This is a genomic window from Microbacterium sp. NPDC028030, assembly GCF_040637855.1.
Classification (GTDB): domain Bacteria; phylum Actinomycetota; class Actinomycetes; order Actinomycetales; family Microbacteriaceae; genus Microbacterium.
Genome location: NZ_JBEZXF010000003.1, coordinates 408,264 through 421,565, shown reverse-complemented (window position 1 = coordinate 421,565; position 13,302 = coordinate 408,264). Strand labels below are relative to the sequence as shown.

11 protein-coding genes are annotated in these 13,302 nt (G+C 69.2%); 7 read left to right on the top strand and 4 right to left on the bottom strand.

All coding sequences use genetic code 11. From position 1 onward, the window contains the following. The first annotated feature begins 5 nt into the window (after positions 1–5). From AB0E56_RS16475 to ccsB, 3 genes are read left to right on the top strand one after another with little or no spacing between them, the layout of a single operon-like run. Entirely contained in the window at positions 6–791 is a 786-nt protein-coding gene (locus tag AB0E56_RS16475) for a cytochrome c biogenesis protein CcdA (protein ID WP_359800784.1), read from the top strand. Between the two features lie 43 nt (positions 792–834). Continuing rightward, positions 835–2,619, top strand: a complete 1,785-nt coding sequence (locus tag AB0E56_RS16470) for a cytochrome c biogenesis protein ResB (RefSeq protein WP_359800782.1) — start codon at positions 835–837, stop codon at positions 2,617–2,619. 4 nt (positions 2,620–2,623) lie between these two features. Further along, positions 2,624–3,604 (top strand): c-type cytochrome biogenesis protein CcsB, encoded by a 981-nt coding sequence (gene ccsB, locus AB0E56_RS16465; RefSeq protein ID WP_359800780.1) that lies wholly within the window; start codon positions 2,624–2,626, stop codon positions 3,602–3,604. 8 nt (positions 3,605–3,612) lie between these two features. On the opposite strand, the gene AB0E56_RS16460 is transcribed toward ccsB, so the two are convergent. The 3 genes from AB0E56_RS16460 to AB0E56_RS16450 all read right to left on the bottom strand — a co-directional run bounded on the left by AB0E56_RS16460 (position 3,613) and on the right by AB0E56_RS16450 (position 9,077). After that, positions 3,613–4,203 (bottom strand): 2'-5' RNA ligase family protein, encoded by a 591-nt coding sequence (locus AB0E56_RS16460; protein WP_359800778.1) that lies wholly within the window; start codon positions 4,201–4,203, stop codon positions 3,613–3,615. A 105-nt stretch (positions 4,204–4,308) separates the two neighbouring features. Next, on the bottom strand, positions 4,309–6,282 hold the full coding sequence (locus AB0E56_RS16455) for a YhgE/Pip family protein (protein WP_359800776.1): 1,974 nt from the start codon (positions 6,280–6,282) through the stop codon (positions 4,309–4,311). Continuing rightward, a complete protein-coding gene (locus tag AB0E56_RS16450; RefSeq protein ID WP_359800774.1) occupies positions 6,279–9,077 on the bottom strand; it encodes an MMPL family transporter in 2,799 nt (932 codons plus the stop codon). Before AB0E56_RS16450 ends, AB0E56_RS16455 begins: the two co-directional genes overlap by 4 nt. A 131-nt stretch (positions 9,078–9,208) precedes the next feature. Here AB0E56_RS16450 and AB0E56_RS16445 point away from each other — a divergent pair, with 131 nt between their 5' ends. Next, on the top strand, positions 9,209–9,832 hold the full coding sequence (locus AB0E56_RS16445; RefSeq protein ID WP_359800772.1) for a helix-turn-helix domain-containing protein: 624 nt from the start codon (positions 9,209–9,211) through the stop codon (positions 9,830–9,832). A 6-nt stretch (positions 9,833–9,838) separates the two neighbouring features. Here the strand turns inward: AB0E56_RS16445 and AB0E56_RS16440 are convergent, their stop codons facing one another. Then, positions 9,839–10,822 carry an o-succinylbenzoate synthase gene (locus tag AB0E56_RS16440; protein ID WP_359800770.1) on the bottom strand — a complete coding sequence of 328 codons (984 nt, stop codon included), beginning with the start codon at positions 10,820–10,822 and terminating at the stop codon, positions 9,839–9,841. A 138-nt stretch (positions 10,823–10,960) separates the two neighbouring features. Here AB0E56_RS16440 and AB0E56_RS16435 point away from each other — a divergent pair, with 138 nt between their 5' ends. The 3 genes from AB0E56_RS16435 (at position 10,961) to AB0E56_RS16425 (ending at position 13,295) form a co-directional block, all read left to right on the top strand. Further along, complete coding sequence (locus AB0E56_RS16435; RefSeq protein ID WP_359800769.1) at positions 10,961–11,293, top strand: helix-turn-helix transcriptional regulator; 333 nt, start codon at positions 10,961–10,963, stop codon at positions 11,291–11,293. Position 11,294: 1 nt separating this feature from the next. After that, positions 11,295–12,290 (top strand): permease prefix domain 1-containing protein, encoded by a 996-nt coding sequence (locus tag AB0E56_RS16430; RefSeq protein ID WP_359800767.1) that lies wholly within the window; start codon positions 11,295–11,297, stop codon positions 12,288–12,290. Positions 12,291–12,374: 84 nt separating this feature from the next. Then, positions 12,375–13,295 carry a 1,4-dihydroxy-2-naphthoyl-CoA synthase gene (locus AB0E56_RS16425; protein WP_359800765.1) on the top strand — a complete coding sequence of 307 codons (921 nt, stop codon included), beginning with the start codon at positions 12,375–12,377 and terminating at the stop codon, positions 13,293–13,295. Positions 13,296–13,302 lie beyond the last annotated feature (7 nt).

Below are 13,302 nucleotides of genomic sequence, written 5' to 3'. Positions count from 1 at the left end.
GCGCCGTGAACCCCGAAGCGATCATCGGCTCCGGCGCCCTCTGGATCGCGATCCCGGTCGCGATGCTGGCGGGCCTCGTGTCGTTCCTGTCTCCGTGCGTCCTCCCGCTCGTGCCCGGCTACCTCGGCTTCCTCGGGGGCGCTGTCGCCCCGCGGCAGACCACCGTCGCAGACGGGGATGCCTCGACCACGGTGCAGTCCACCGCGACCACGACGCGGGGCCGCCTCGTGCTCGGCGTGCTGTTGTTCATCCTCGGCTTCACGATCGTGTTCATCCTCTACACCGTGCTCGGCGGCACCGTCGGTGTGTTCCTGCTGCAGTGGGGTGACCTGATCACGCGCATCCTCGGCGTGGTGATCATCGCGATGGGACTCGTATTCCTCGGCCTCTTCGGCTTCGCGCAGAAGGAGCTCCGCTTCCACGTGGACTCTAAAGCCGGCATCATCGGGGCCCCGCTCCTCGGCGTCGCACTCGGCATCGGCTGGGCGCCCTGCATGGGCCCGACGCTCGCCGCGATCCTGGCCCTGTCCTTCAACGCCGGTGACCCCGTGCGCGCGGGGTTCCTCGGCCTGGCCTACTCCCTCGGACTCGGCATCCCGTTCCTGCTCGTCGCGCTCGGCTTCGGCTGGGCGACCAAGGCGATCGGGTTCCTCCGCCGCCACATCCGCGTGGTGAACATCGTGGGCGGCGTGATGCTGATCCTGCTCGGCGTCCTGATGGTCACCGGCCTGTGGACCGACATCATGTCGCGGCTGACGGCGGTGATCGGCAGTGTCATCCTCCCGCTCTGACCGCACCGACCGCACCGAGACGAACGCCCGCACGGAGAAGACCATGACGAAGAACAAGGGTGCCGTGCACAGCGACTCCAGCGATCCGCTCCGCCCGTCCGACCACGTCGACGGCGACGACTCGATCGCCCAGCCCCGGCTCGGCTTCGTCGGGTGGCTGCGGTGGGGGTGGCGGCAGCTGACCTCGATGCGCACAGCGTTGATCCTGCTGCTCGTGCTGGCGATCGCGGCGATCCCCGGCTCGATCTTCCCGCAGCGCATGGCCGACCCGAACGGCGTCACGCAGTGGGAGCGCGAGAACCCCGACCTGTTCCCGATCCTCGACGGCCTGAAGCTGTTCGACGTCTACCTGTCGCCGTGGTTCTCGGCGATCTACCTGCTGCTGTTCGCCTCGCTCGTGGGCTGCGTGATCCCGCGCATCAAGCACCACGCGAAGGCGCTGCGTGCGCGTCCGCCCCGCACTCCGGCCCGACTCCAGCGCCTCGAGGACTATCGCGCGGTCACGCGCGACCCGTCCGCCGGCTCCGGCACCAAGACGGGGGATGCCGAGGCGGAGGCCGCTGCGTCGATCGATGTGGCGACGAAACAGCTCAAGGCGCTCGGCTACCGGGTGGAGCGCTACGACCGCGGCCGCACCTTCTCGGTCTCCGCCGAGCGCGGATACTGGCGCGAGACCGGCAACCTGCTGTTCCACCTCGCGCTCGTGGGCGTGCTCGTCACGGTCGGCGTCGGCGGTGGGTTCTCGTACACCGGCCAGCGCGTGCTCGTCGAGGGCGAGACCTTCGCCAACACGCTTCTCGACTACGACTCGATGAACCGCGGGCGCTTCGTTGGCGATGACGCCTTCGCTCCGTACTCGATGCGCCTCGACTCCTTCGACGTCACATACCAGCCGTTCGGCGAGCCCGGGTCCGGTCAGGCCGGCGACTTCTCGGCCAACGTCACGGTGCAGGAGAACGGCGAGGAGCGTACCGGCGCCGTCAAGGTCAACGAACCTCTCGCGGTCGCCGACGACGATGTGTTCCTCCTCGGCAACGGCTACGCGCCGACCGTGACGGTGCGCGATCCCGACGGAACGGTGGTCTTCACCGGCAGCACCCCGTTCCTCCCGCAGGACAACAACATGACCTCGCTCGGCGTGCTCAAGGTGCCGGACGGCTTGGCCGAGCAGGTCGGGCTCGTCGGCTTCTTCTACCCGACGACGGGCGTCCTCGAGGACGGGGCGTTCTTCTCCGCCTACGGCGACCTCACCAACCCCACGCTCACGTTCGACGTGTACACCGGGGATCTGGGTATCAACGAAGGCGTTCCGCGCTCCGTCTACGTGCTCGACACCACCGGGATGACCAAGCTCACCGGACGCACCACCGATGTCGAGTCGATCAAGCTCAGCCCCGGGCAGACGGCCCAGCTGCCGAACGGCCTCGGCTCGGTCACCTTCGACGACGAGTCGCCGGCGGGGGCGACGGACGCCTCGGAGTCGGTGAAGCGGTTCGCCTCGCTGCAGATCCACCGCGACGAGTCCGGTGTCTGGGTGCTCGGCTTCGCGCTGCTGGCTCTCGGTGGACTCATGATCGCGCTGTTCGTGCCGCGTCGTCGCGTGTGGGTCAAGGCCACGGCGCACGACGGCGAGATCGCGTTCGAGTATGCCGCGCTGGCTCGCGGCGAAGACCCGACGCTCGCCGCTGCCGTCGACGACCTCGTCGCCGGCCACGCCCGTCTGCTCGACGCTGCCGGTGGGACGACACCGCGCCCGAGCGCTGAAGACACCGCGGAGGAGTCCGCTGCGCCGGAAGCCCCGGCACCCGACACCCGGAAAGTAGACTGACACCATGCTCGAGCTCAACGTGATCTCGCCGGTCCTGCTCTGGACGGCGATCGCGATCTACGCGGCGGCCTTCGTGGCCTACGCCTTCGATCTCGCGCGGCGCTCGCAGGCCACGGCCGATGCGCAGACCGTCCGCGAACCGGTGCTCGTCGGGGCGGCTGGCGGAGCGGCAACCGCATCCACCGGCGCGCCCGGTGCATCCGGTGACGCGCCGCCGCAGCGATTCGTCATGGCCCGCATCGGCACCTCGCTCACGGTCCTCGGCTTCCTGTTCCACCTGGCGGCGACCGTGACCCGCGGTATCGCGGCAGGACGTGTGCCCTGGGCCAACCTCTACGAGTTCGCGATGATCGGCACGCTGCTCATCATCGCGGTGTACCTCATCGTGCTGACCCGTCTGGACCTCCGCTTCCTCGGCACCTTCATCACCGGCCTGGTCGTCGTGCTGCTGGGCCTCGGCGCGACGAACTTCTATGTCGAGGTCTCGCCCCTGATGGACCCGCTGAAGAGCGTGTGGCTCATCATCCACGTCTTCGTCGCCTCGCTCGCGACGGCGTTCTTCGCGCTCGCGTTCGCCCTCTCGGTGATCCAGCTCATGCAGTCGCGTCGTGAGCGCCTCGTCGCCGAAGGCGCAGAGAAGACCGGCCCCGGATTCCTCCGCACGTTCCCGGGATCCGTTCGCCTGGAGAGCCTGGCGTACATGTTCACGATCATCGGGTTCATCCTGTGGACATTCACGCTCATCGCCGGCTCGATCTGGGCGTACTACGCCTGGAGCCGCTTCTGGGGCTTCGACGTCAAGGAGACCTGGACCTTCGTGATCTGGGTCATCTACGCCGGCTACATCCACGCGCGCGCGACCCGCGGGTGGCGCGGCAATCCCTCCGCCTGGCTGGCGATCGTCGGGTTCTCGGCCGTGATCTTCAACTTCACGATCGTGAACGTCTTCTTCAAGGGCCTGCACGCCTACTCCGGCCTGAGCTGAGGCCCGCGTCAACCGCCGAGGGGCAGCACCTCGGCGTGTTCGATGCCGTCTTCGTACCAGACCAGTTCGGCTTCGGTGATCGTCTCGGTGGACGCTGGTTCGAAGGCGCGCAGCTCCGCCTGTGTGAACCGCGACCACTCCTCCGGCTGGAGAGTCTTTCCGTAGATCACCGACAGGTGGAAGGTCCAGTCCTCCAGCGGCAGTTCGCCGAGGCGGCGGAAGCTCGTGCCGTCCAATGCAGTGGTCAGGGACGAGTACGCCGAGACGAGTGACGCGCTGCGGGCGAGGCGCACGATCACGATCTGCCAGGGAGAGGGGAACTCGTCCACAGCTTCGGCGATCGCTTCGATCGGGCGCTGCTGCGCGGCCCACATACGGATCAGCGCGGCGAGCTCTGCACGACGTTCCGGCTCGTAGAAGCCCCGGAGGGTGATGTGCCCGGTGTGCGGACGCCGTGCCGGGGAGTCGAGGCGTGCGAGCGCGGCATCCTGGACCTCCTGGTAGACCTCGGCGACCGCCCCGGTGGGCCGGAGCACGAGGTACTGCTGCCCCTCCAGGCTCGCGAGTTGCTCGGGGGTGTCCATGAACGGTCGGCGCATAGCAGGAGCCTAGGTCGCGGCGCGCCGCATGCGAAACGGAGACGGTCACAAACGCTGGCCCGGCGCGTCACATGTCGACGCGCCAGGCCGGGGGAGGGACACGTGTCAGGTGGTGGCGAGGAGCGCCTTGGCCGAGGTGGTGCGCCGCAGCGTCACCGCGAGAGTCGTGGCCACGAGCGACAGCACGCCCCACACCGCCAGGGCCGCGACCGCGGACCCGCTTCCGGCGATCAGACCCGCGAAGGCCGGAGCCGTGGGCAGAGCCGCCCCGAGCGCCGCCAGCCACCCTGGCACGGTCGAGATCAGCCCGGTCGCCACGGCCAGGACGCCGACAAGTGCGGAGATCCACCGTCCGACGCCGCCGAACAGCGCGACGAGTGCCTGGTTGACCGCCGCGAACACCACGCCGGCGAGCACCGCGGTGCCGGCGAACGCCCACCAGGTGGCCGCGTCGTAACTGGCCACGATCTGCACGATCAGCGACACCAGCAGTCCTTGCCCTGCTCCGATCAGCGCGGCGGGAGCGAACGCCCGCAGTGTCAGCGTCGCCGACGATCGGCGTGAGGTGAGCGTGCGGGCGGTGTGGGCGCGCATGACCACGAAGGTCGCCAGCCCGCCGAACCACAGCACGACCGCTGCCAGGAGCGGGATCGCGGTCGGGCCGAAGATCGTGTTCATCGAGGAGTTCGACGACACGGGGTCGGCGATCACCGAGGCGAGCGACTTCGAGTCGTTGTCGCTGAACGACGGGAGCGAATCGGATGCTGTGCGCAGCCCACCCGCGAGGTCGCTGGTACCGGTCGCCAGGGTGTCGAGCCCGGTCGTGAGCTCGGTAGCCCCGTCGGCGAGCGCGGTCGCGCCCTCCGACAGCTGGCCCGCACCCGAGGCGATGCCCCGTGCGCCGGTCGCGGATGCCGCGATGCCCTGATCCGCGAGCTGGGTGAGCCCGCCCGCGAGCTGCGTCGCGCCGGTGCCCGCCTGCGTCATGCTCGATGCGAGAGTGCTGAAGGTGCCGGGGAGTGCGGCGACGCCACCGGCGACCTTCGGATTGTTGAGGGTGCCGGATGCGGTCCCGGCAGCCTTCGCCACGGCTGCCGCGTCGGAGGCAAGGGAGGTGTACAGGTCGCACTGCGCCTGGTCTGCGACGGGTCGCGTGCAGGCGGTCTGTGCCAGCGCTCCGAGCCTCCCGGCCAGAGCGATCGACGTGTCCGAGGCCGATTTCGCCGACGCGGATGCCCCCTGGATCGCGCCGACAAGCTCTTGCGTCCCGCCGACGTTCTGCTGCAGGGTCGTTCCGCCGCTGGTCAGCCCCGACCCGATCTGCGCCGCGCCGGCCGCGGCCTCCCTCGTCTTGCCCGCGATGGTGTCGAGTCCGGTCGCGAGCGAAGAGGCGCCGGTTCCGAGTTCGCCCGCTCCGGAGGCCAGCTTCGAGGCGCCGTCGGGGATCGCCGCCGCGCCGGTAGCCGCGTCGCGAGCGCCGTCCGCGAGCTGAAGCGCGCCGTCCGCCGCATCGCCGATCTGGTCGCCGATCGTGGTGAAGCCCACGAGGATGTTCTCGGTCGTCGCCTCGGTGAGCATCGTGCCCATCGTCGATGCGGCGACGTCGGCGATCTGGCCGGTGATGAGGTCGTCGGCGACGAGCCCGTCATCCGGGGTCGTCACTGTGATGGTTGCCTGCTCCGCGTCGCCGCCGCCGTCGGAGATGGCTGTGCCGGCCGAGGTGGCCGCAGCGGAGAAGTCTTCGGGGATCGTGATGACGGCCTGGTAGGAGCCGTCGGCGAGCCCGTCTTTCGCATCGTCCTCGTTGGAGATGACCCAGGTGAGGTTCGAGTCGAGGTCGTCGGATCCGTCGACGAGTCCCGCGGCGAGCTGGCGGCCGAGCGGGGTGGTCTGCCCGTCGATCGTCACGGGCTCGTCGAGGTTGACGATCGCCGCGGTCATGGAGTCCAGGCGCTCGGTCGGGTTCTGCAGTGCCGCGACCAGGATGCCGCCGACCGCGGCGGGCAGCAGCAGCACGCCGAGGATGGTCAGCCAGGTGATGGGCTTGCGGGAGCGTGCGCGCTCGATGGGGAGGGTCATGCGGTCACCTCGGTAGATTCTGCGGCGCTTCGGTGGGGAGCACACGTGTCGAGAGTCTGCGCCTCGGGCCATCCCGCCTCGGCGAGGATGGTGCGGGCGGCGTGGGCATCGGATGCGGTGACGAACACCGCGAGGGAGCGGGCGGCAGCGGCATCGCGCAGCATCGCCGTCGCCTGATCCCGTCGGCCGCCGGTGAGACGGTCGAGTCCGTCGATCACGACGAGGCGTGAGGCGCCTCGCAGGGCTTCGACGAGGTCGTCCAGCGCGGCGTCGGCGTCGTCGACGAGCACGCAGCCCACGTGGGCGCGCACCCAGGCGGCGCGACCAGGCAGCAGGTGACCCGCCACGCGGATGCGGCCATCCGTCGGCGTCAGCCGCCCGGCGACCGTGAGCGCGAGTGCTCGCCGCGCGCGCACGTCACCTCCGGTCGCGACGAGTGCCCCTGAATCGGGCAGACGCAGCGAGAGGCCTTCGATGATCGGTGCGTCCGCAGCGATCTCGAGGTCGTCGGCGGCGATGACGGATCCGTCGCCCGGCCAGTCGGCGAGGTGGCGCTCGCGTTCGACGGCCTCGCCTTCGACATCCACGCGGGGCAGGATCTTCTCCAGCCAGCGCGGGAGCTCCCAGGCGCGTTCCCCGAGGATCGCCATCAGCGCCGGGATGAGGGTCATCCGCACCAGGAAGGCGTCGATCGCGATGCCGGCGGCGAGACCGAGCGCGATCGGCTTGAGGGACGAGTCTCCTTCGGGGACGAACGCCACGAACACCGCGAACATGATCAGTCCGGCCGCGGTGACGACCTTCGCCGAACCGGTGAAGCCGCTGCGCACTGTGCGCAATGCCGCGGCGCGCCGCTTCGCCCGATCGGGGCTCTTCGAGTCCGGGTCGTGCACGAAGTCCTCCCGCATGCGCGAGACGAGGAAGACCTGGTAGTCCATCGCGAGTCCGAACAGCACGCCCATCAGGATGATCGGCATGAAGCTGATGATCGGACCGACCTTGGCGACGTGCAGCAGGTCGGCGAACCAGCCCCATTCGAACACGGCTCCGACGACGCCGAACGCGGCGACGATCGAGAGCAGGTATCCCGCTGCCGCGGTGATCGGCACCCACACCGAACGGAACACGATCGTCAGCAGGATCAGCGAGAGGCCGATCACGAAGATGCCGAAGGGCAGCAGCGCGTTGCCGAGCTGGTCGGAGATGTCGATGCCCACCGCCGTGAAGCCGGTCACCTTGAGGTCGATGCCGAACTCGTCGAGCCACTCGTCGTGGTGGCTGCGGAGTTCACGCACCAGGTCGGCCGTCGCCGGGTCGTCCGGTGCGGTCTCCGGGATGATCTGCACGATGCCGGTGTCTGCCGTCTCGTTCGGTGTCGCGAGGGCGACCTCCTTGACTCCGGGGACGTCGGCGACGGCGTCTCCGAGGTCTTCCATCAGGGTGAGGGGGTCGGTGGAGGTGACGATCGTGCCCGTGAGGATCAGCGGACCGTTGAAGCCGGGGCCGAACTCCTCGCCCACGAGGTCGTAGGTCTGCCTGGCCTCGGAGTCCTTCGGCAGCACCCCGGCGTTCGGCAGGGCGAGGTTGAGGCTCAGAGCGGGGATGGCCACGACCCCGAGGCCGATCACGACGGCGAGCGACACCAGGACGGGCCGCTTGGTCACGCCGTTCACCCATCGGAGGCTGCCCTTGGCGCGAGGCGGAGCCATCGGTGCGTCGTCGGGGACGTCGTCCGCGCCCTTCTTCTTCCTCGCCTTCGGGGCGCGCCGTGGGCGGCCGACCACCTTGCCCTTCATGAATCCGAGCAGGGCGGGAGTGAGGGTCACGGCGATCGCGACGGCGACGGCGACCGCGACCGAGGCCGCGACGCCCATGGTCGTCAGGAACGGGATGCCGGCGAAACCGAGGCCGATCAGGGCGATGAGCACTGTGACGCCGGCGAACACGACCGCGGAACCGGCCGTGCCGACCGCGCGGGAGGCGGACTCCTCCGGATCGACACCCTCGCGCACCTGATCCTGATGTCGCGCCATGATGAACAGCGCGTAGTCGATGCCGACCGCGAGCCCGAGCATGAGTGCCAGCAGCGGGGTGGTGGAGGAGACAGTCGCGAAGGCGGTCGCGGTGAAGATCCCGGCCATGGAGATGCCGACGCCGAGGATCGCGGTGAGCAGGGGGAGTCCGGCCACCACGAACGACCGGAACGTGACGATGAGCACCAGCAGGGCGATCAGGAGTCCGACGGCCTCGGTCAGGGTGACGCCGGGGATGGAGATCGCGAAGAGGTCGCCGCCGAGTGAGGTCTGCGCGCCGTCGGGGAGCTCGGCGTCGAGGTCGCTGACGACGGTGCGCAGAGCGTCTTTCGTGTCCTCCGAGACATCGGTCGATTCGCCGTCGAACTGCACACGGACGATGGCCGCCGTGTCGTCGTCGTCGATCATGCCGCTGACCATCTCGTCGTAGGGTGAGGTCGCGGCGAGCACGCCGTCGAGGTCGGAAAGCTCGTCGACGGCGTCTTCGATGTGCTCGCGGTAGTCGTCATCCGTGATCTGGTCGCCGTCGGCGGCCACGACGATGAACTGTGCGTTCGTTCCGCTCACCTGCGGGAAGGAGCGCGAGAGCTGCTCGAGTCCAGCCTGCGACTCGGTGCCGGGGATCGAGAACGTGTTGTCCGTGCCTGCGCCCAGCACGAGCGCTCCTGCTCCGGCGATGCCGAGTGCGAGCAGCCACGAAACGAGGACGCGCCAGGGGTGCCGGAACGACCAGCGTCCGAGCGAGGACAGGAGAGTGGACACGCGTTCCTCCGAAGGGTGCGGGGTGGATACACAGGTGTATCCAATACATAGTTGTATCGTAAGGTGACCCGCCAGGATGAGTCTGTGTGCGGGGTGTGAATCGTGCGAGAGTGAAGGGTCAGGAGGGATCGATGTCGACACCCGCAACCCGAAGTCGCGTGAACACGCGCGCGCGTCTGCTCGAAGCGGCGGCGCAGGTGTTCGCCGAGGTCGGTCTCGACGGCGCCTCGGTCGAGGCGGTGTGCGAGCGTGCCGGATTCACGCGGGGCGCGTTCTACTCGAACTTCGAGTCGAAGGACGAGCTGTTCCTGATGCTCGCCGCGAGTGTCTCGGAGGTGCGCGTCAACGCCGTGCGCACGCGTGTCGAGGAGCTGACCGCTGCCGGCGCGCTGGTCGAGGGGTGCGATCCCATCGACCTCGTGCAGCAGATCATGGAGTTGGGCGGAGACGATCGCCTCGGCGTGATGCTGTTGAGCGAGATCCGCATCCGGGCGCTCCGCGACCCGAAATTCGGCGAGGCCTACCTCGCGCAGGAGCGCGAGATGGTCTCGAGCATCGCCCGAATCGTCGACGACATCGTCACTGCGGGACTCCTGCGGCTGCGGCTGCCCGCCGAGACCGCCGCGCGCATGCTCATGATCATCTGGGAGGGCATGACCGTGCGTGGAGCGATGGCGGGTCAGGATGACGCGCAGCTGCGCCACTCGGGCGGCGAGGAACTCGGACGTCTGGTTCAGCTGCTCATCGAGTCCTAGCCTCGATCACCCCGCGGCGGCCGTCAATTCGTAGTGGCAGCGTGCGAGGCGAGCCAGCCACCACTCCCGGCGCTCGTCCGATGCGGCGAGACGCGTGAGGGCGTCGCGCTCGGGCGTCACACGACCGACGGCGATCGCTCCGTCGACCGGGCGCCGGTCGGCCACGTCGTCGAGAAAGAGCGAGGCTGTGCCGAGACCGCAGTCGTAATCGAGGGCCGGAAGTGCCGCAGCGAGTGCGGCGCCCTGCGACAGCCCGATCGCGGTGTCCAAGGCGCTCGACACCACGACCGGGAGCCCCGCGGCGGTCACGATCTGCAGCGCGTGCGTGATGCCGCCCAGCGGCTGAGCCTTGACGACGAGCAGGTCGGCGGCTCCGGCACGGGCGACGGCCAGCGGGTCGGTCGACTTCCGGACGCTCTCGTCTGCGGCCACCGGGATGCCCATGTACTTCACGCGCCTGCGCAGGTCGGCCAGCTCGGCCACGCTCGCACACGGCTGTTCCACGTACTCCAGGTCGTATTCGCCCAGCGCGTGCACGGCGTGCTCGGCCTCGTCGACGTTCCAGGCGCCGTTCGCGTCGACGCGGATGCGTCCCTCCGGTCCCATGGCGTCGCGGACGGCCCGCACCCGTTGCACGTCGTCGGCGAGCGTCTGGCCGGGCTCGGCGACCTTGACCTTCGCCGTGCGGCACCCCGGGAATCGCGTCAGCAGCTCAGGAACGCGCGCGGCGTCGATCGTCGGCACCGTGGCGTTCACGCCGATCCGGTCGCGCAGCGGCGTCGGCTGCTCACGCCACGCGAAGTCGATCGCGGCGGCCAGCCAGGTCGCGGCCTCAGCGTCGTCGTACTCCGTGAACGGCGAGAACTCCGCCCACCCTTCCGGGCCCTCGAACAGCAGGGCCTCGCGCACGTCGACGCCGCGGAAGCGACTGTGCATCGGGAGGGCGACGACCCTGGCCGAGTCGATCAGTTCTGCGAGCGGCGGGATCATGAGCCCATTCTGCTCTGTGCGGGGCGTCGCGTGCCGCGCGCCGTGCGGGTGAGTCTCCGCCCCGGGTTGCGTCAGTGTGCATGTGCAACATAAATGTGTGATTGACAATGGTGTGTGACGCACAGTAATGTGATCGACATGAACGAGACGCTCGACACGCATCTGCAGGAACTGCGGCGCGGCACGGTGGTGCTCGCGTGCCTGCAACTGCTGCGCACGCCGGGATACGGATACTCGCTGCTCGAACAACTCGAGGAGCGCGGTTTCGCCACCGACGCGAACACGCTGTACCCGCTGCTGCGCCGACTGGAGAAGCAGGAGTACCTCACGAGCGAGTGGAACACCGACGAGGCACGGCCCCGCAAGTTCTACCGCACCTCGGATGCCGGCATCCGTCTGGCCGACACCCTCACCGACGAATGGCGGTCGCTCACCACGGCGATCGCCTCCCTCACCGCAGAGGAGAACTGACATGACCACGACGACCACGCTCACCGAGCGCTACATCAGCGCGACGATCCGCAGCCTCCGCCCCGAGACGCAGGACGATGTCCGCGCGGAGCTGGAAGCCTCGATCGCCGACGCGGTCGAGGCCAGGCTCGAACAGGGGGAGACGCCCGAAGCGGCGGAACGCGCCGTCCTCACCGAGCTCGGGGATCCCGGCGTCCTGGCTGCGGGATACGCGGATCGCCCCCTGTACCTCATCGGCCCGCGGTTCTACCTGACGTGGTGGCGGCTGCTCAAGCTGCTGCTGACGATCGTGCCCGTCTGCGTGCTCGGGGCGGTCGCCCTCGGCCAGACGATCTCCGCCGCACCGGTGGGAGAGATCATCTCGACCTCGATCCTCGCCACCGGCGGAGCGATCCTCCACATCTGCTTCTGGACCACACTGGTGTTCGTCATCCTCGAGCGCAGCAACAGCACGACGGCGATCGGGAAGTGGGATCTCGATCAGCTCCCGGAGCCCACAGAGAAGGGTGTGGGGCGGAGCGAGCTCATCGCCTCGCTCGTCTTCCTCGGGATCTCCGTGGGCGCGCTCCTCTGGGACCGGTTCCGCGGCTTCGTCGTGGTCGACGGCGATCCAGTGCCCGTCCTCGCCCCGTCGCTGTGGCCGTGGGGGATCGGTCTCCTGCTCCTGCTGATCGTCGCGGAGGCCGTGTTCGCCGTGGTGCTCTACCGCACCAGGCGCTGGACCACCGGGCTGGCTGTGGCGAACACGCTCCTCGCTCTGGCATTCCTCGCATGGGTCGTGATCCTCCTGGTCACGGGCCAGCTCGTCAATCCGGAGTTCCTCGCGCAGATCGCCGCAGCGGGCGGCGAGGGCTTCGCCGCCGGTCAAGCCGAATCGGCAGCCGAGGGCGGCGTCTTCCGCATCGTCGCGGTCCTGCTCGGATTCGGGATCGCGGTCGGCGTCGGATGGGACATCGTCGACGGGTGGGTCAAGGCCTCACGCGCAGGCCGCGTCTGATCGCACAGGACGCAGGAAGCGCCGTCCCGGTCGGGGCGGCGCTTCCTGCCTCGCCGGAGCGGGCCGAGGAATAGGCTGGATGTCGTGACCGATGCCTTCGTCTCCGACCTGTTCGACCCGGCCGAATGGGTGCTCGCGCCCGGCGCCGAGGATTACACGGACATCACCGCCCACGTCTCGCACGACGGCGGGGTGGCACGCATCGCGTTCAACCGGCCCGAAGTGCGCAACGCCTTCCGACCGCACACGGTCGACGAGCTGTACCGGGCGCTCGACATCGCCCGACAGGATGCGCGTATCGGAGCGGTGCTCCTCACCGGCAACGGCCCGAGCCCGAAGGACGGCGGCTGGGCTTTCTGCTCGGGAGGCGATCAGCGTATCCGCGGTCGGGACGGATACAAGTACTCCGATACCGACACGGCCATCGTCGACGGGGCGAGCCGCGCCGCGGTCGGGCGCCTGCACATCCTCGAGGTGCAGCGTCTCATCCGCTTCATGCCCAAGGTCGTGATCGCGGTCGTCCCGGGCTGGGCGGCCGGCGGCGGGCACTCCCTGCATGTCGTGTGCGACCTCACGATCGCCTCGGCTGAAGAGGCGCGCTTCAAGCAGACGGATGCCGACGTCGGCAGCTTCGACGCCGGATACGGCTCCGCCTACATGGCCCGTCAGACCGGACAGAAGTTCGCCCGCGAGGTGTTCTTCCTGGCCGAGGAGTATTCCGCACAACGGGCCTACGAGGCCGGGGCCGTGAACCGCGTCGTGCCCCACGCCGAGCTCGAGCGCGAGGCCCTGAAGATGGCCCGCACCGTGCTGACCAAGTCGCCCACGGCGATCCGCATGCTGAAGTTCGCCTTCAACGCGGTCGACGACGGACTCGTCGGCCAGCAGGTCTTCGCCGGGGAGGCGACGCGCCTCGCCTATGGAACCGATGAGGCCGTCGAGGGCCGCGACTCGTTCCTCGAGAAGCGCGACCCCGACTGGTCGTCGTTCCCCTGGCACTACTGAGTCGGAG